Consider the following 18170-nt stretch of genomic DNA (forward strand, 5'->3'; position numbering starts at 1 on the left):
GGTTCCATGAGAGCTGATTACACTGGATTGTGAATCAAAAATATTCTTTAGCCAGGATAGCTCGGAACTAATTCGCCAACTATGAGCAGAATTTATGAACCTCAATCACAACCTCTACTTGTACTCGTTCCTAGCTAATTTCCGATGGCTCAAGAAAAGTTACACAGCTAAAATCATGTTGGTGGCATTTTTGGGCACTCACATACCACTTCTGACCTTACTTTTGAGTTTCGTGATCTCAAACTCTTATTCCTTGGAGATGGTGGCGCGAGTTATGAGCGTTGCTCTATTAGCTACGTTAGCGGGTACGGCCGCTACCCTCTACGCCCTAAACCACCTGCTCAAACCGGTTATTTTGACATCTGCTGCATTGGAAAATTATCTGAACACCAAAACCCTGCCTGAATTGCCCACAGAATTTGCTGATGAAGCGGGTACATTGATGGCGGATACCTCACAAACTCTTCACAAATTAGATGAGTTAATTCACTACATCACTAATTATGATGATTTAACTGGATTACCTAATCGTGATTTATTCCGCGATCGCCTCCATCAAACTATATCTCAACCTGAAAACAACCAGCGCCTTGTAGCTGTCTTTTTGCTAGCTATTGATGATTTCACTGATATGAGTCATGCATTGGAGCATCAGACAACAAATTTGTTGTTAAGAGCAGTTGCCCAGAGGTTATCAGCCTGTATGGCGCAAACAGATATTCTTGGTCATTTGAGTGGAGATGAATTTGTCCTTGCCCGCATGGACATTATTTCTATTGAAAGTGTGATTAAGCTATCTCAACTACTGTTTAGTACGCTGAGAAAACCCTTTTTTTTAAAGGGTAAATCAATTCATATCACCGCCAGTATCGGCATTACAATTAATGAACTAAATAATCTTAATAGCATAGATCAACTCTTGCAACAGGCTCACATTGCACTGTATCAGGCGAAGCAGCAAGGGCGTAGCCAATATCAATACTATTCGCCGGAAATTAATGCTCAGTTGCAGGAGCGACTGACCTTAGAAAATGAATTACATGGAGCGCTGAAGCGCAACGAAATGCTGGTTTATTATCAACCTCTGATTGATTTACAGAACGGACAAGTTACAGGTATGGAAGCGTTGGTTCGCTGGCAGCATCCTACTTTAGGTTTAATTTCTCCAGCAAAGTTTATTCCCATTGCCGAAGCCAATGGTTTGATTGTACCAATTGATCAATGGGTCTTGCGAACTGCTTGTGCTCAAAACCGTGCTTGGCAGCTTGCTGGATTTACCCCAATTCGGATATCTGTAAATCTGTCAGCTCGACAGTTTGAACAACCGAATCTGGTTGATGTCGTCAGCCAAATTCTTCAGGAGACTGGACTCAAAGCATCTTATCTGGAACTGGAAGTGACGGAAAGCTTCTTGATGGGTGACATTGAGCGATCAATTAAAATCTTAAAACAATTACGAGAACTGGGTATATGGTTGGCTCTAGACGACTTTGGCACCGGTTATTCCTCCCTGAATTACTTGAAACGCTTTCCTGTGAACATGCTCAAGATTGATCAGTCATTTGTGCAGGATGTCATCTCCAATCCTGATAGCGCCGCCATCACCGATACCATCATTGCTCTGGCAAAGAACCTGCGGTTGAAAATCACAGCAGAGGGTGTGGAAACCAAAGAACAGTTTGACTACCTGCATTTGCAGGGATGTGACGAAGGTCAGGGTTACTACTTCAGTCGTCCTGCCCCTGCTGAGATAATTGCCCCGATGTTGCAGAAAAGTTCTCACCAGATGGAGATAATTCCAGTATAGGTGGATGCCTAAGCAGAGCATCACCTCTTGAGCTGTTTCACTTTAATTTACGTCTGTCCCTCTCCGACTCGGAAAGGGACGGTTTTGGCCATTTATTTTGAAACTGTGGAAAGCTTTGCAACCATCTGAGTACGAGATGAAACCTCAAGTTTGCGAAACATCTTTTTTAAGGCTTGCTTGACAGAGTTTTCAGTAATCCAAAGTTCAGCACTAATTTCTGCATTGGTTTGTCTTTGAGCCACTAAGGAAGCAATTTAAAAGCTCGAAGTTGCGGAACCTTCTCCAGCGCAGTCTGTAAACATCCTGCTCCCAATATTCCCAATAACCGCACCTTTACGGACGGACACCACTACCGTCACGAAGATTAAAACCTCTTAACATTTCGTTACACTAAAGACATCGAGAAGGACGAAACTAAACCTCTCGAAGCTGAAATCAAAGGTGAGCGACATGAATGGCACAATTCGCGTTGGTAATCTCTTCGGAATTCCCTTCTATATCCATCCGTCATGGTTTTTAGTTCTGGGTTTGGTAACTTGGAGCTATAGCAGTGGACTGGCGGCGCAATTTCCTCAATTGTCTGCGGGATTAGCTTTGCTACTAGGATTGATGACAGCGCTAATGTTATTTGCCTCTGTCGTCGCCCATGAATTAGGCCATAGTTTCGTTGCGATTGGCCAGGGGATTGATGTCAAATCGATCACACTGTTTATATTTGGCGGTTTGGCTAGTTTAGAAAAAGAGTCGAAAACCCCAGGTGAAGCTTTCTGGGTAGCGATCGCAGGCCCGTTAGTTAGCTTATTACTATGCGGTATCGTTACAGCTATTGGTGTTACTACTGCTGCATCAGGGCCGTTAGCTGCAATTCTTGGTGTTCTGGCTTCTGTTAACTTGGCATTAGCCCTGTTCAATCTTATTCCTGGCTTGCCCTTAGATGGCGGAAATATACTGAAAGCTATCGTTTGGAAAATTACAGGTAATCCTTATAAAGGTGTCACCTTCGCTAGTCGAGTTGGGCAAATCTTTGGTTGGGTAGCAATTCTCTCTGGTGTACTTCCCCTACTATTATTTGGCAGTTTCGGTAACTTCTGGAATTTGTTAGTTGGCTTCTTCTTGTTGCAAAATGCTAGTAATGCGGCTCAATTTGCCAGAGTGCAAGAAAAGCTCACAGGTTTGACAGCCGAGGATGCTGTAACTCATGATAGCCCGATTGTATCTGCTAATCTTAGCTTGAGAGAGTTTGCCGATGAGCGAGTCATAAGTGGGCAAAACTGGCATCGGTTTTTAGTGACTGATGATCATGGACAATTAGTAGGTGCGATCGCTGTTGATAATTTACGAAGCATCCCAACAGCACTGTGGTCAGAAACTCAAGTCAAAGAAGTCATGCGACCAATTACCGAATCCACCACAGTCCAATCCGATCAACCTCTGCTGGAAGCCATGCAGTTACTCGAACAACAAAAGCTATCTGTGCTTCCCGTAATTCGTGAGAATGGCGTTCTAGTTGGAATCTTAGAAAAAGCTGCAATTATCCAACTACTTCAAAGCCGAACTCAACCTAGCCCTGCATAGTTTATTGACAGTCTCCCACCACAGCGTAGCTTGGTGGGAGATTCTTGTTCCACAGAAACAGAAGTAATATCATGTTCGCTTGATTGCTTATTAAACCCGAAGAACCCCACCCCGCCAAAGCTGTACTTTGTCTCCCCTCCCCGCAAGCCGGGAGGGGTTCTTTTTTTATGAGTAATTTAGTGGACATGATATAACAGACGCAAAAGCCAGTGGCTTAAAGGATTTTAAACAAGATTACCCCGTTAATAAACGATGGTGCGATCTCTAAAGTTCAATAATTTAAATCAAGTATCATGTTCTTATATTGTTAGTCAACGCTTGATCTCTCAGTCACACTAGACATAGGAGCATGATATATGAATTCGACAAATCCCCCTGAAAACGTGATTAATTGTTTGCAGACTATTTTGGATGCCACTGCTGCGGTAAATTACGAACTTTTTCTCACGGTAGGTGATTTAGAGTACAGAAGAGATATTACCAAAGAAATATTTGACCAAGTTAGCTCCCCGCTAATTCCACGCATGTCTGAGGGTTATACAACTACTTATTTCGGTCATCTCAAACAAGGAGAAACTCAGACCTATTTGTGGAAGCTGAGTTTTGCTAATGATGGACATGAATTTATAGTACGTGTGGGGATGAAGGGAGATAAAGTTAATCTAATATGGATTACTTAAAAGGCGTTGCTGATTGCGGTATGAAAAATGTGTATGTCATGCTGAATGGAGCAGAGCAAAATGAAGCATCTATCGGGATTCTTCGCTGCACTTCGTTGCGCTCAGAATGACAAATCATACTTGATTCAGCAACGCCACTTAAAGTATACCCATATCTGCGGTGATAACACGTTTCCAAGTTAATTCTTTTGTAGTCTCATCCCAATGCCAGCGTAATAAATTAGCAGGTTGACTCTTGGCAATTCCTGGTAAACCAATCGCTTGTCTGGGTGCATTAGTAGCTAAAGCGATCGCACTTTCTACCTCACAAATTCCCCACTTCATCAAATTCTGCACTCCCACCAATAAGGGTAAAGTCGTCCCCGACAAAGTGCCATCCGCCAGTTGTGCTGTACCGTTTTTAACTTCAATTTGCCGACTATCCCAAGGATACACGCCATCGGCTAGCCCCAAAGGTGCAAGAGCATCGCTGACAAGAAATAGCCCTTTTTCTTCATAGCTAGCGCGAAGTAAAATTTGCAGCATCGTGGGTGAAACGTGTTTACCATCAGCAATAAAACTACACATTACATCAGGATGGGTAATTGCTGCCCCTAATAATCCTGGTTCGCGGTGATGTAATGCTGGCATGGTGTTGAAAGCATGGGTTACCATCGTTGCACCTTGTTCAAAGGCACGTTGCGCTTGGGCAGCTGTTGCTTGAGAATGCCCTAAACTGACAGTAATTCCCAGAGAACGCAAATATGGAATGACTTTACCAGTGGGATCTAACTCCGGTGCTAAGGTGATCACTTTCACAATATGAGCATAATTATTCAAAACCCGCTTTACCTCGTCAATTGTTAAGGGTAACAGGTACTCTGCTGGGTGTGCGCCGCGCTTTTGGAAATTCAAAAATGGGCCTTCTAGATGTACTCCCAGAATCTTGGCACCTGCTTGTTGACTAGGGAGAACCTCAGCAATAATAGCAAGCGATCGCTGAATGTTTTCTACCGAAGTTGTCACAAGTGTCGGTAAAAATCCATCTACTCCGACATCCCACAAAAATTGCCTTATTTTCTGGAAGATATGAGCATTTTCAGCCGTCAAATCAGGAAATGCCAATCCCAACGCGCCGTTAATTTGCAAATCAACGCCACCCAATGAAATCCAGTCGCCTGCTACATCTACTACGGATGCACGGCTGTGTACTCCTACTGTAACCATTGGCAAGATTTGCTCAATTATGCCCTCATGATTAACCAAGAGCATCTGCAAATCTTTGTATCCTGGTACTCTAGCATTGATAATGTCTACAGGATTTTGTGTTGCTTGGGTCATCACATCGGGGAGAAGAGAGCTAAATCTCATCCGATTTTAGATGAAATAATCGGCGATTAATCCAAAATCCAAAATCGTTCGACTGAACGCTCACGACAAGTCCAAAATCCAAAATTCTATGACTCCCCTAGTTGGTATTATTATGGGCAGCGATTCTGATTTGCCCACTATGAAAGACGCAATCGCAGTTTGTGAAGAATTTGGCGTTGAGAGCGAAGTGGCGATCCTTTCTGCTCATCGTACCCCAGAACGCATGGTGCAATATGCTAAAGTTGCACACCAACGTGGTATTAAGGTGATTATTGCTGGTGCAGGTGGTGCTGCCCATCTGCCTGGAATGGTAGCGTCTTTAACTCCACTTCCTGTGATTGGTGTTCCTGTACCCACTCGTAACTTACAAGGTGTTGATTCTTTGTATTCTATTTTACAAATGCCTGCGGGTATTCCTGTAGCAACAGTGGCGATCGGTAATGCCAAAAATGCTGGGCTTTTAGCAATACAAATCCTCGCAACTCAGCAACCAGAATTGCTAGAAAGAGTGCAACAATATCGCCAAACCCTATCTGAATCAGTAATTGCAAAGCAAGCAAAACTAGAACAACTAGGCTATGAGCAATATTTACAGCAAATGTTTTAAATAAATTTAAACACCACAGTAGGGGGGCAGCTAGTCTTTTTCCTCTGCCCAATGCCCAATGCCCAATGCCCAATGCCCAATGCCCAATGTCCAATGCCCAATGCCCAATGCCCAATGCCCAATGCCCAATGCCCAATGCCCAATGCCCCATAACAAATGACTAACCAAACGATTCGCGTAGTTGCCCGTTTTATTGCTTTGCCTAACAAAGTAGAAGAACTAAAAACTGTACTGTTGGAACTCATTGAGCCAACCCGTCAGGAAGCAGGTGCGATCAAGTATGAACTTTTGCAAAACCAGTACGATCCAACAGACTTTACTTTTGTCGAGGAGTGGACTTCTGATGAAGCCCTGAATACTCATCTAGATTCACCGCATATCCAAGCGTTAGTAGCTAAACTCGAAGGTTTAGTGACTGCTGCACCAGATGTCGGACGATACCATCTTTTGGCATAATCACATATTGCTAACTTGCAGCAGATTCTTTACTGTTGGGGATTATTTAGGATATCTCAGCCTTAAATTCTCAGATTGAAGCGATCGCTCCAAAATCAATCCAGCATTCTTAAAGAATGGTCAAAAATTGAGAGCCAAAACATCCATGTGCCAATTGCTGGTAAAGCACTACTAAATTTTAAGCAAACGTGAGACAATCAATATTCAACGCTCATAGCCCAAAAGCATTACTCGTAAGTAATGCTTTCTTCATTTATGAATCTTTTTTAGTACGATATTAGTACGATAGTGAACACCCCAAAACACCCTCAGCGCAAGGCTTATGAAGACACGGTAGTAATTGAACGCCTTAATGATGGCAAGCTAAGGCTTCAGTTTTCTGTGGACATCACCAAAGCTGCTGGCTGGTACAAACCTACCACTCCGCAAAAAAAGATCCGCCCTGGGTTATCTGATGTTCCACAGAACTACACTCTGTTAGAGAGCAAGTGCCTCCAGATACATTTAGACTTTCTCAATGGATGCTTTGACCCCACATTAGTTAAGTACGGCATCGGTAAAGATAGACCACAGTTAGCTATAGTCCCACCAGTCAAGAAAGAGATAAGAATGTTGGAATTGTATGACAAATATGTAGAATACCGAGGGAAAGATACAAGCTTAAATACTCATCATCAAATGAAAGTTACCCTACGTAATGCAATTGAGCAAGCAATTAATACCGTAGGGGAAAATGCGTTAGAGATTAGTAATTGGTTACTCAGTAATCGGTGCAAGAAGACTAGCAAAGAATGTTTAAGATTTCTTAGCAAAGCTCATAAATTAGGAGTGAAGCACGGCTTATGTTTCGTTGATCCCTTTGATGAGATGTCATCGGAAGTCAGTGTAAATAAAACTTCAAACAAGTTTGATGATGACCATGAGGATATTTTTAATCAACAGTTAAGTTATACGCTTGAAGAGATGGAAGCGATAATTAACTACGGATATGGCAGAAAATTAAATTGTGCTGTTTTAATCGAGTTTCTTTTTTTAACAGGAACACGTATCAGCGAAGCAATAGCTATTAAATGGTCAGATGTTAACTGGGAAAGAGAAAGTCTTAGAATAGCTCGTCAGTGGTCAATGAAAGGAAAATGTTTTATACCTCTCAAAGGAACTAAAAACATCCCAGAACACTTGGATTATCGAATTTTGCCGATGCCTAAAAATTATCGATTATGGAATTTAATGAAATCAGTTGAAAAGCAAGAAAATCAACTCGACTTAGTTTTTGTTAATGGAAATAATAATCCGATCAGCAGAATATATATAGGAGATGTTTGGAGAGGTTCAGAAGCAACGGGGTCTAGAGGTATCATTCCAGAACTTATTAAGCAAGGCAAAGTTTCTAAATACCTCTCAATTCATCACACTCGACACACATTTAGCTGCATTCAACAAAACATTTACGGCATCGATTCTAAAGTAGTGTCTAGTTGGTGCGGTCATCATCCAGAAGTGAACGACAAGCACTACTGGGAAACTGACAGACGGATTAAACCAGGGTATGGCGAGTTACCAGCTACTCAACAAGTGCAGGAGTCAGAACTAGACCTAATGAAAGAGCAAAATCAACTACTTCAGCAACAGCTTGAGGAGATGAGAAAACTACTTCAGGATAGGGACAAATAGACTTTATTAAGCTGTTACACATTTAACTTGCATAATTAGGGCGGGCAAGATGCCCACCCCACAAGAGTTATATAAATTTTAGATATGTAAACTAGATGTGGTTTAGCTTACCTATAGCTATCTAACTATTACTCCAACAACTATTGGCATTGACTTGTTCGTTTACGATTATGAGTTCAGTTGTCATAATCCCGAACATATACTCACTCATTTTTGGGAATACGCCTTTCGGTATATTTCTTTTTGCTAACTAATTTTAAAATGGGCGAAGTAGAGTTAATAACTGCGGCATGATAGATATCACTGGCTGGCATTAGTCGAAGATAGCTCCAAAAACATAGCTTTAATCTAGCAAAATTATTTTACAGAGGCGCGATGTTGCCCTTTGGCGTTTTCTCGGTTTCATAAAAAAGCGATCGCTCCTTTCCAACACAAACCAAAGTGCGATCGCTATATTTTATACTTGTTGTTGAATGACTAAATATCCTGTTCGCTCAACTCGCGTGTGATGTGATCAAATGGTTCATCCACAAAAGCAGTATTAATCACACCCGCAGCTGCCACTTGTTCTTTAATCAAATCCTTGAGGATCTGGATACCGCGAACCGTAGGGCCAATCGGCACTCCTAGAGAATTATAAGTTTCCCGCAGCCCTTGCAGCACACGCTCATCCAACACATTTGTGTTCCCAGCAACTAGCGCATAGGTAGCGTAGCGTAGGTAGTAGTCTAAATCCCGCAGACAAGCCGCATAACGACGAGTCGTATAAGAATTTCCACCAGGACGAATCAATTCTGGCAGTTCTTCATATAACTTCAAACCAGCTTGCTTGACAAGTGCAGCTGCATTAATATTTATCGCCGCCGCCGCTTGTACTCTTGCTGTACCACTGTCAAAGTAAGACTTCAGGCTATCGATCGCATTCCGGTCAAAATACCGACCAGCTAGATCATAATTCTTAATTAAGCTTGTTACTGCATCGCGCATTCCTTCTTCTCCCAATCATTGCTATTTATGGTTTGATATTTATTTGGCTGCATTTATGCACCAGCAAATTTTTGTGCTATTTAAAATAGATTCGGCACAAAAACAATCTATCCACTACATAAGGATTCTATGTCAAAGTTGACCCCTATATGATGAACTTTCCAGTTTTGTATAGATGATCGCTGAAAGGTTAATATAACCTGTAATCCAGATATCTGTAACATAGGCTACAAAATCCGGCAATGTCTAGTATTTAAGATATTTCAGGTGTGTCACGGCTTGATTGAGATCAGCAGGGTTAGGATGCTTTGGAAGATTCTGGTATTACTTTAGGAAATTGGTAGAGAAGGAGTAACAATGACAACACCACAAGAAGTCTTGAAGAGAATTCAAGATGAAAAAATTGAGCTGATTGATCTCAAATTCATCGATACAGTAGGGACTTGGCAGCACCTCACACTGTACCAAAACCAAATCGATGAGACTGCATTCACTGATGGTGTACCTTTTGACGGTTCCAGCATCCGAGGCTGGAAAGCGATCAATGAATCGGACATGACGATGGTACTCGACCCCAACACTGCTTGGATCGACCCATTCATGGAAGTCCCAACACTAAGTATAATTTGTAGCATCAAAGAACCCCGCACAGGCGAATGGTACAATCGTTGCCCAAGGGTTATTGCCCAAAAAGCAATAGACTACTTAGTTTCCACTGGTCTTGGTGATACAGCGTTCTTTGGCCCGGAAGCTGAGTTTTTTATCTTTGACAGTGCTAGGTTTGCCCAAACTGCCAACGAAGGCTATTACTTCTTAGACTCCCAAGAAGGTGCTTGGAATTCTGGTAAAGCTGGTACGGATGAAAAACCCAACTTAGGTTACAAACCACGCTTCAAAGAAGGTTACTTCCCAGTTTCACCAACGGATTCTTTTCAAGATATCCGTACAGAAATGTTGTTGACGATGGCACAATTAGGTGTGCCGATTGAAAAGCATCACCACGAAGTTGCTACTGGTGGTCAGTGCGAACTGGGTTTCCAGTTTGGGAAGTTGATCGAAGCGGCTGACTGGTTGATGATTTATAAATATGTCATCAAGAACGTTGCCAAAAAACACGGCAAAACCGTCACCTTCATGCCAAAACCGATTTTTGGCGATAACGGTTCTGGAATGCACTGTCACCAGTCTATCTGGAAAGATGGCAAACCTCTGTTCGCAGGTGATAAATATGCTGGTTTGAGTGAAATGGCGTTGTACTACATTGGTGGTCTTCTCAAACACGCACCAGCGCTATTGGCAATTACCAATCCCAGTACGAACTCATACAAGCGCCTAGTACCTGGTTATGAAGCTCCTGTTAACTTGGCTTACTCCCAAGGGAACCGTTCTGCTTCTATCCGTATTCCTCTATCTGGCACTAACCCCAAAGCCAAGCGTTTAGAATTTCGTTGTCCAGATGCTACTTCTAACCCCTACTTGGCATTTGCTGCAATGCTTTGTGCTGGTCTCGATGGCATCAAGAACAAAATCCATCCTGGTGAACCCTTAGATAAGAATATCTATGAACTCTCTCCAGAAGAACTGGCAAAGGTTCCTTCAACTCCAGGTTCTTTAGAACTGGCATTGCAATCACTGGAAAAAGATCATGCCTTTTTAACAGAATCAGGCGTCTTCACGGAAGATTTTATCGGAAATTGGATTGATTACAAGCTAGGTAACGAAGTCAAGCAGTTGCAGCTGCGTCCTCATCCTTACGAGTTTTACCTTTACTACGATGCTTAATTAAGTACCGTATCTAACTAACATATTATGAGTTTTGCCACCCTAGAGTAGAGGGTGGCTTTTTTTTCCAGAGTTGTCAGTTGAGACATTCACTCAAAAAATCAACCTTAAAACTCAGCTCATAGAAGCATGACTGGGCCCATAAATCATCCGAGTGTTAGCATCTACCTTCCCTTGAATCGGGTTCCAGTAGTGAGATGCTTCTTCAGGAAGACCAAGTTCTTGTGCAGCCCTCATCAATATTGATTGTTGGCGATTCTTGACTTGCTGATGTTCACGGACGATTAACGCACGAGATTTATCTGCGATAGACATAACCATAGTCCTCTCTACTTTGGGAATATATAATTTTTAGTTTCCTCACTAACTAACTTAGCAAAAAATCTGTAACATAAGCTACTTTTTACAAAAATTTATATTTAGCTTTGCTCACAATATCAGGTATTTTTCTGCCAAAGCTGGAAAAATCTTCTCCAATCCACCTTTGATAACTAAAATCATCTGGCATCAGATTTGTCTCACCTTAAAAAACATATCTTTCCCAAGACTGAACATTTATTCGTTATATTTCTTTACACTTAAGTTGAAAAGTAATTAAGTTTTGTAACTTTTACTCTTTTTCAGTGACGCGGCACAGATACAGCAGTTGCAAAAAACTAAGTTACCATCACAATACAGATTTACAAAAATTTACATAATTTATGACAGTTAGCTACCCACGTAAATTTCAGAAAGTTTTAGGTGCCAGAGATATATTGAAACGGGTGGTATGCGATCGCGAGATCCATCTAATTACCCTCAACCGCTACCGTTACAGTGAACAACGTAGTTGTAAAGACCTGACTGAGTTAATAGAAAAACTGAATGGACAGCCACGAGAACTGGTGCGGGATTTGTCTCATCACATCTCAGATGAAGCTCGTCATGCCATGTGGCTAACTGACTTGTTGGCGGAAGTGGGAGCAGATATTGGTAAGCCGCCCGGTTCCTCCTATATCAATGAATTTGAACGTCTGCTCGATCACGAACAACAAGATCCAGCCCAAAACCTCGAAGATTTTGTGATTTCTTCCCTTGCTGCAATTAACGTCACCGAAAAACGCGGCTGTGAGTATTTCTCTGCCCACATTTATGCACTCAAGCAAGCACCGCAGACAGAAGAAAACATCAAAATTCGGGAAACGATTGAAAAAATTCTCCCAGAGGAAGCAGGACATGTCCGGTGGGGTAATCGTTGGCTAGGAGAAATTGCACATAAGAGTCTAGAACATCAGCAAAAAGTAGAGCAAGCCAAGCGAAAATATAGCGCAATTGAACAAGCGGCATTTGAATCAGGAATGGATATCACCTTGGGTGCAGAACTGCGACGAGTTGCCAACCTGGTAGAAGTGGCAAATACCATGCCGCTTTGGCAACGTCCCCAGTACCTAATGGAACGCTTACCCCAGACTTTGCTAGCGCCTGAGTTGCAATTTACTAGGATTCAGGCTGCACAAAAGGCTTGGCAACGCGATCCACAGGCGTTTATCGAGAAGTTTGTGCCAATGTTCCTCAACGGCATCCAGGCAACAGAAATTAACCGCAAGAAAACAACAGTGTAAAAGGGATTGGGCAATTCAATTTTGGATTTTGGATTTTAGATTTTGGATTAAATTTCAATCGAAAATCGAAAATCGAAAATCGAAAATTCTTACTGCCCACTCCCTTTGCCTTTTCTTTAAGTAAAATTCATCTAAAAAGGCCAAATGCAAAGTTTTGCATCTGGCCTTGGATGTAAAATAATTAAAATGACTAAGATGATCTAGGAGATCCTTCTTAACATTTATTTCGTCGGGAATGATCTGTGAGCAGAACCAATGAGGGTGCAAGAGTAGGTTAGGAATAGAATATTTGTTGCCAAGTGCAATAAATTTATACTACTGGTGCGAATCCATGCCCTAAATTAGCTCAGATCAAACTAAAGGGATTTTATGTTTCGGCAAAGGACGCTAAACAGGTGTCGAAGCGAAGATCAATTTAGTTGCTGATCTAGATAACCAGCTACTCAACGTATGAGAAGAAAACCTATTGGGGAATAAAGTGAACTTGCCTGAAGACTGTTTCCTCAACAAGCAAAATGTCTGAATTAGATGTGCTTTAGATTAACTAATAGCCTAAGTAACATCTATTTCTAGAGCCGTTAAGGATTGAAACGCAGAGCTTCCCAGCAATATAAGCAACAGTTGTGTAGCTTTTGACGAGTTGGTGATGGTGTTGATCAAGGCACTTAATTTGATTTACGTTTTGATCGCTAGGATTGACACCAACTATAATATACAAAGCTTGCAGTTGAAATACTAAGCGATCGCTGAAGATTATCGTGTGTCAGCTGTATATATCTTTACCAGAAAAGCTGTGCAAAAGATGTTAGCACAACAGCCGGTTTTCTGATACTTTGGTTCCTTTGGGAAAATAGGCGTTACCCGACGGTAGTTAAACCACAACATAGATATTTCCGAATTTTTACGTTACTTCTCTCCGCCCACTACCGCGATGACGTGGCGCATCATCTGGATTTTGTTCAGATGCCGCCGAAAGCCACTGTTCCGAAGTAGGCGTGGAAGGCAGCCCATAGGATAAGTGATTGACCATTGCTTGGCAGTTATAAGCTAAGGGGCCAAACACCAGACTCGATACTAAAAGTAAAATGGCAGCACGCATAGAAGATGTCTATTTTGAAACTCTCCACTTCACTGATACTTAGCTTTTTGATTAATATCCGGATAAATCATCAAAAAGTATTCTGTTTTACTGAAAATAAACTCTTCTTACTCTCCGTTTAAATGTTCGACTAATAACCAATTAGCAAAGTGATTCTGACGACCCCACAATGTAACTAATTGTTCGTGGGGATAAATGCGTAATTGCTGGTCGATATGCGATCGCAAAGTCACAAGCTGCCAATTTTGCCCTTGATATGCGGCTGGTGCTGTGACAGTGAATCTGTATTCTTGCTGTGACAAGCGGTAAAAAATACCTTTGAAACAGTTACTTTCCCGAATTAATGCCTTGGAGTCAGGGTAATCATTCCCTGATGGGAAAGGGCAATCACCACTAACTGGATAGGCTTGTGGGTTATCTAAGTAATACAGTTGCCAGTTTAGCCAATCCGAACGATTGGGTGGAAGATTAAATAAAGGAATAATTAGCGCTTTTGAGCGATTATCTGACAATAAAGCCGTTTGCAGCGCCCTAACAGGTAAATCCCTCGGCTGGCAGTTTAACTCAACACACATCGCCGCTGCCATCCCTGCTGCTTGACCAATGCCCATAACCACAGGTTGTAATCTGGTGGCCCCATTGGCAATGTGGGAGACAGAAATATTCTTTTCACAGACTAAGAAACCATCTGTTGTGGCTGGAATGAGACAACTGTAGGGAATTGTAAAGGGTGTCCCAGTCCAACGTCCTCCCCAACGGATAGATTTAGGTTGCAGTGGGAATTGAACACCAGGATAATGATGATCATTGGCATAGTTACCAACTGCGATTGCATCATTAAATCTAGATGCAACTCTACCTCCAGCGATCGGCAAAATATCCTGTTCTCGGATAGTAGTTAACCCCACCAAGCGGCGGCTTTCCCGGTAATAGGGATGCAGTGCAAAAGCTGTAGGGGCATGAGGAAATACTTTTTTTGCTAAACCATAGCGACGACCAAGGTGTTTTTGGATAAAATGGGCAAAATTTTGGCTGTGCCAGCGAGATTCTTGGATGAATTCACCTCTGGATACATCTGACTCTATCAGTCGCCCTACTCCTTCGGCGTAGTCATTGCCACAGATTGGCCAATTAATCATAAATAGACCCCCAGGCAAGCGTCCGTAATTCAAAAATATCTCTGCTCTATAACCATCCCAAGCACCTGTAAACTGGGATGGATTATGGTTAGGGGCAGCCGGAATTTCTGGGGCAACGGTTTCACCAAAGTCTTGCATAATCACTACCGAAGTAGGCGCTTGCACGGGATATTTCTGGGTTAAAGAGTTAAAAGTCACTGGGGCGCTGGGTTCTCCCCACTCAGATTGCAATTCCCAGCCCCATCGGTAAGGTATGTCAGCTAAAGCCAATAAATCTCCTAATTCTGTGCCATCCAGAACAATTTTGGCTGTAACAGCAAAATCAGCAAAGCGGACACCAGTAATAGAATCACCTTGTCGGTAAACTTCTAAAGGTACTTCCCCTCTAATCCAGTGCAGATTAGGCAATTGCTGCACCCAATCGGCAAGAATTTCTGCCCCAATCCGGGGATCATAACTAAAAAAGCTTACCCAGCTGTTATCTAATCCTCCGGGTTGTCGTTGTCGCAATTCCTGCAAAAACGTACCCCATAACCCAGTTTGAAAGGCTTCTAATTCGTTGCCATCGGGTGCAGATACTCCAGCCGAAGTTAGCATTCCTCCCAACCAAGGAAATTCACTCACCAGAATCGTTTTGGCTCCCCGTCGCGCCGCTTGGATAGCAGCCGCAGTGCCTCCGGTTCCCCCACCGACAACTAAGACATCAGCTGTATATGTCTGATGAACCATCTCTTAACCTCTCTGAGTTTCCGACATATTCTCCTAAAAAAAGCGATCGCATTTCAGTTTTTATCTCAAACTGAGTGCGATCGCTATTAGTTTCCTTAAATCACAAGGAATTATTAGGATTATTTCTTAATTAACACTTACCAACTAAAAGTTAAGCGAGTGTTGCATTGTATTAACAGCCTACTTTTCTACTTTGTTAGACCATCAAATATACCTCTCAAAGCTGCAACAGCATCTTGAGTCCGCGCCCAAACACCTTGATCTGGATCTTGACCTGTAAGTTCTCTTGTACCCAACACTTCTAGCACACCTTTCAATTGTTCTTGATGGGCACGATTCTCAAAGTTTACTTGATTGAGTGGCCCAATAGCTTCTTTGACATCATCACCAACCACCTGGGAAGCTTTATGGATAATTAAACCAGTTATTACGGCTTGGTGCTTAATCCTTTCGTGAATAGAAGCCTTTTGGTATAGTGTCAGCTCATCCCCATCTATTATACGGTTTACTTGCTCAACGTACTGCCCGATGGTATCTCTAGGCTGAGCTGAGCCACCACCAAATTTAGAGATAACTTCCTCGATTACTCTGAGATTTTCTTGGTCATCTTTGAGAAAGTCGTTTAGGCGCTTGCTAATTTCTTGATCGTTGCTTACCGCAGGTAGTAATTTTTGTTCATTAGTAATTAGCAACTCTTGTATAGCTTTCAAATCTGCTAGTTCTGTAGCGATCGCCCTACGCTTGGTATCATCTAAAGCTACAACCATTTCTAGACTTTCCTGAAATAATTTAGGACACAATTAATCTCTCACAATTGTTTGACTCAGTGCATCTTTCTTGAGTTGTATTCTCATCTAATACTTCAAGTCGCAAACAGGCATACAGCGAATGTGACACATATATAAACTTCTAGAAGTCGAGTAGCTGTTCTCCTACAAGCTGATACTGGGAAAAGTGAAAAAAATGCCCTCCTTCAAATGCGATCGCCATCCTTGCAGTGCTTTTGGTTTATTCAATATAACTATATTTGAGAAAAGCTTACAACATTAGAAAATTATTGCAAATAATTATTGTTAGTGCTTCTGATGAAATTACACAAAATTTCCCCTGCCTATTGGCATCTCCCTCTTGGTAAGGCTACGGTGTACACACAAGTCGAATTACCCTCCTTAATCCCCCTTTCTAAGGGGAGAGTTAGGATGGGGTAAAACTGACGCTAAAACCTCAATTAATCAGCTATTTCAGACTTCTGTATACACGGAGCCTTTACAAGGGGAGGATTAGGGTGGGGTAAAACTGATCTCAAATATGCTCTTACAAAAAAACGGTATTAAATAAATTTCTCCTGAGATGAGAAATTAACTTTTTTGTCTAAATATCTATATAGCGCTCTTGTAAAATTGAGCTAATTTCAATTTTTGTACTCAACGAACAGAAATATTTTACCAAAGCTATTACTTTTAATTTAGACATCAGAGAATACAATATCGAATCCTTTAATAGCAAGATTTAAAATAATTTTATTCTAGCTGGATAAATATTTAACAATGAGTTGTATTATTGAGCCTGGCTAACGAGAACTTATTTTAAATGCATATGAACAAATCAAACTTGTATATAGAACTAAAGATAGAGGTTGTGACTATGTAATTTGATTTAAAATTAAGATAAAACTAAACTCTATGGATTACTACTTTTAAGTAAAATCAAAATATTATGTTTCTTAATTGTTTAAAAAAAAATGATCAATTAAGTGTAAATAAAGGTAGCTATGTCTCAAATGTTGAGATAGCACTTTTTATAGATCAAATCAAAAGTAATATCTGGCTATTTGGTATTCCATCTTGGCTTTTCGGAATAACCGATAGAAGCATAGCTGTATTTGCTGATGGTTATCTATCTCTTACAGAAATATTTGAGCTATTTACAACCTTTTTCTTTTTTGTGAGTTGGCTATATCTCAAGCCAGAGGAAAGCTTCAACAGCAATGATTTAGGCCCCAGCCAATATCAAGAATATCTCAATCGTACTCAAGCTAACAAGCTTCAAATAAAAAAGCTCCACATGATTAGCCAGGAGTATATTTTACCGTTTCCTTATATTTGCCAAATCTATCATCTATTAAACTTAAAACATTTGGAAACAGTTCATAAGTTTAGCCTTAATAATCTTAGAATTATTAATATTAGCCAGTTTCAGAGCACAAACAGCGGTGGAAGAATTAGATTTGAAACAATATTAGATTCGCCAGCTAATCCTCTCAGAATTTGGCGACAACCGACTGTGGAAGTAGATTTAATATTACATACTTTTTACACTGTTGAACTGAGTATTCCAGTTTACAATCAGAAAAGAATATTTGTTATATTTCATGCTTTCCCCTTAAATGATTCAGAACATCAGTTGTTTATAGATATTTATAGTGACCTAGAGTGGCCAAAGCCATTATTACAAATAATATTGCATTTTGCTTCTTGTTTGACACTCTTTGAAGATTTGCCGTATCTAAGAGCTTTAGCTGATAAAAACATAGAGCGTTTATTCAACTTAAATAGGACTTCAAATCACGAGACTGCGTTGCTGTTTAAAAGATACGTTGAGCTATATGGTTCGAGTGGAGAAGGAACTAAATTACTTGAAGGAAGGGAAGAGAGTTAAGAGTTAGAAGTAAGAAGTTAGCAATT

General features: G+C 41.2%; 15 protein-coding genes and 1 pseudogene. 9 read left to right on the top strand and 7 right to left on the bottom strand.

All coding sequences use genetic code 11. The annotated features are described in order from the left end of the window. Positions 1-94: 94 nt before the first annotated feature. On the top strand, positions 95-1807 hold the full coding sequence (locus PUQ00_RS03010; protein ID WP_300413007.1) for a bifunctional diguanylate cyclase/phosphodiesterase: 1713 nt from the start codon (positions 95-97) through the stop codon (positions 1805-1807). A gap of 92 nt (positions 1808-1899) precedes the next feature. On the opposite strand, the pseudogene PUQ00_RS03015 reads toward PUQ00_RS03010, so the two are convergent. Next, positions 1900-2061, bottom strand: a pseudogene (locus PUQ00_RS03015) (helix-turn-helix transcriptional regulator); the annotation flags it as partial. A gap of 196 nt (positions 2062-2257) precedes the next feature. Between PUQ00_RS03015 and PUQ00_RS03020 the strand changes: the two are divergent. After that, positions 2258-3382 carry a site-2 protease family protein gene (locus PUQ00_RS03020; RefSeq protein WP_300413008.1) on the top strand — a complete coding sequence of 375 codons (1125 nt, stop codon included), beginning with the start codon at positions 2258-2260 and terminating at the stop codon, positions 3380-3382. A gap of 356 nt (positions 3383-3738) precedes the next feature. Beyond that, positions 3739-4062, top strand: coding sequence for a hypothetical protein (locus tag PUQ00_RS03025; RefSeq protein ID WP_300413010.1), 324 nt, complete (start codon positions 3739-3741; stop codon positions 4060-4062). 138 nt (positions 4063-4200) lie between these two features. On the opposite strand, the gene nagA is transcribed toward PUQ00_RS03025, so the two are convergent. After that, on the bottom strand, positions 4201-5382 hold the full coding sequence (gene nagA, locus PUQ00_RS03030; protein WP_300413113.1) for an N-acetylglucosamine-6-phosphate deacetylase: 1182 nt from the start codon (positions 5380-5382) through the stop codon (positions 4201-4203). Between the two features lie 118 nt (positions 5383-5500). Here nagA and purE point away from each other — a divergent pair, with 118 nt between their 5' ends. From purE to PUQ00_RS03045, 3 genes are all read left to right on the top strand, one after another. Continuing rightward, on the top strand, positions 5501-6019 hold the full coding sequence (purE, locus tag PUQ00_RS03035; RefSeq protein WP_300413012.1) for a 5-(carboxyamino)imidazole ribonucleotide mutase: 519 nt from the start codon (positions 5501-5503) through the stop codon (positions 6017-6019). A gap of 156 nt (positions 6020-6175) precedes the next feature. Next, positions 6176-6475 carry a putative quinol monooxygenase gene (locus PUQ00_RS03040; protein ID WP_300413014.1) on the top strand — a complete coding sequence of 100 codons (300 nt, stop codon included), beginning with the start codon at positions 6176-6178 and terminating at the stop codon, positions 6473-6475. Positions 6476-6763: 288 nt separating this feature from the next. Next, positions 6764-8149, top strand: a complete 1386-nt coding sequence (locus PUQ00_RS03045) for a tyrosine-type recombinase/integrase (RefSeq protein ID WP_300413016.1) — start codon at positions 6764-6766, stop codon at positions 8147-8149. Between the two features lie 477 nt (positions 8150-8626). Here the strand turns inward: PUQ00_RS03045 and apcB are convergent, their stop codons facing one another. Continuing rightward, a complete protein-coding gene (gene apcB / locus PUQ00_RS03050) occupies positions 8627-9136 on the bottom strand; it encodes an allophycocyanin subunit beta (protein WP_300413018.1) in 510 nt (169 codons plus the stop codon). A 357-nt stretch (positions 9137-9493) separates the two neighbouring features. Between apcB and glnA the strand changes: the two genes are divergently transcribed. After that, on the top strand, positions 9494-10918 hold the full coding sequence (glnA, locus tag PUQ00_RS03055; protein WP_300413020.1) for a type I glutamate--ammonia ligase: 1425 nt from the start codon (positions 9494-9496) through the stop codon (positions 10916-10918). 114 nt (positions 10919-11032) lie between these two features. On the opposite strand, the gene PUQ00_RS03060 is transcribed toward glnA, so the two are convergent. Continuing rightward, on the bottom strand, positions 11033-11233 hold the full coding sequence (locus PUQ00_RS03060; RefSeq protein WP_300413022.1) for a hypothetical protein: 201 nt from the start codon (positions 11231-11233) through the stop codon (positions 11033-11035). A 386-nt stretch (positions 11234-11619) separates the two neighbouring features. Here PUQ00_RS03060 and PUQ00_RS03065 point away from each other — a divergent pair, with 386 nt between their 5' ends. After that, the gene (locus PUQ00_RS03065; protein WP_300413024.1) at positions 11620-12519 is read left to right on the top strand and encodes a ferritin-like domain-containing protein; all 900 of its coding nucleotides are present in this window, start codon (positions 11620-11622) and stop codon (positions 12517-12519) included. Positions 12520-13420: 901 nt separating this feature from the next. Here the strand turns inward: PUQ00_RS03065 and PUQ00_RS03070 are convergent. The 3 genes from PUQ00_RS03070 to PUQ00_RS03080 all read right to left on the bottom strand — a co-directional run bounded on the left by PUQ00_RS03070 (position 13421) and on the right by PUQ00_RS03080 (position 16253). Further along, positions 13421-13618, bottom strand: a complete 198-nt coding sequence (locus PUQ00_RS03070) for a hypothetical protein (protein ID WP_300413026.1) — start codon at positions 13616-13618, stop codon at positions 13421-13423. Positions 13619-13725: 107 nt separating this feature from the next. Beyond that, the gene (locus PUQ00_RS03075) at positions 13726-15486 is read right to left on the bottom strand and encodes an FAD-dependent oxidoreductase (protein WP_300413028.1); all 1761 of its coding nucleotides are present in this window, start codon (positions 15484-15486) and stop codon (positions 13726-13728) included. 188 nt (positions 15487-15674) lie between these two features. After that, entirely contained in the window at positions 15675-16253 is a 579-nt protein-coding gene (locus PUQ00_RS03080; protein ID WP_300413030.1) for a hemerythrin HHE cation-binding protein, read from the bottom strand. Between the two features lie 949 nt (positions 16254-17202). Between PUQ00_RS03080 and PUQ00_RS03085 the strand changes: the two genes are divergently transcribed. Further along, entirely contained in the window at positions 17203-18144 is a 942-nt protein-coding gene (locus PUQ00_RS03085) for a hypothetical protein (RefSeq protein WP_300413031.1), read from the top strand. Positions 18145-18170: the final 26 nt, after the last annotated feature.

The sequence above is a fragment of the Nostoc sp. S13 genome (genome assembly GCF_029379315.1).
Classification (GTDB): domain Bacteria; phylum Cyanobacteriota; class Cyanobacteriia; order Cyanobacteriales; family Nostocaceae; genus Nostoc.

Bases quoted from the DNA above. Each gene is read 5' to 3' on its own strand.
- PUQ00_RS03040 (WP_300413014.1), top strand. From the start codon at position 6,176: ATGACTAACCAAACGATTCGCGTAGTTGCCCGTTTTATTGCTTTGCCT.
- PUQ00_RS03010 (WP_300413007.1), top strand. From the start codon at position 95: ATGAACCTCAATCACAACCTCTACTTGTACTCGTTCCTAGCTAATTTC.
- glnA (WP_300413020.1), top strand. From the start codon at position 9,494: ATGACAACACCACAAGAAGTCTTGAAGAGAATTCAAGATGAAAAAATT.
- PUQ00_RS03020 (WP_300413008.1), top strand. From the start codon at position 2,258: ATGAATGGCACAATTCGCGTTGGTAATCTCTTCGGAATTCCCTTCTAT.
- PUQ00_RS03075 (WP_300413028.1), bottom strand. From the start codon at position 15,486: ATGGTTCATCAGACATATACAGCTGATGTCTTAGTTGTCGGTGGGGGA.
- PUQ00_RS03065 (WP_300413024.1), top strand. From the start codon at position 11,620: ATGACAGTTAGCTACCCACGTAAATTTCAGAAAGTTTTAGGTGCCAGA.
- PUQ00_RS03085 (WP_300413031.1), top strand. From the start codon at position 17,203: ATGTTTCTTAATTGTTTAAAAAAAAATGATCAATTAAGTGTAAATAAA.
- PUQ00_RS03060 (WP_300413022.1), bottom strand. From the start codon at position 11,233: ATGTCTATCGCAGATAAATCTCGTGCGTTAATCGTCCGTGAACATCAG.
- nagA (WP_300413113.1), bottom strand. From the start codon at position 5,382: ATGACCCAAGCAACACAAAATCCTGTAGACATTATCAATGCTAGAGTA.
- PUQ00_RS03080 (WP_300413030.1), bottom strand. From the start codon at position 16,253: ATGGTTGTAGCTTTAGATGATACCAAGCGTAGGGCGATCGCTACAGAA.
- PUQ00_RS03025 (WP_300413010.1), top strand. From the start codon at position 3,739: ATGAATTCGACAAATCCCCCTGAAAACGTGATTAATTGTTTGCAGACT.
- PUQ00_RS03070 (WP_300413026.1), bottom strand. From the start codon at position 13,618: ATGCGTGCTGCCATTTTACTTTTAGTATCGAGTCTGGTGTTTGGCCCC.
- purE (WP_300413012.1), top strand. From the start codon at position 5,501: ATGACTCCCCTAGTTGGTATTATTATGGGCAGCGATTCTGATTTGCCC.
- apcB (WP_300413018.1), bottom strand. From the start codon at position 9,136: ATGCGCGATGCAGTAACAAGCTTAATTAAGAATTATGATCTAGCTGGT.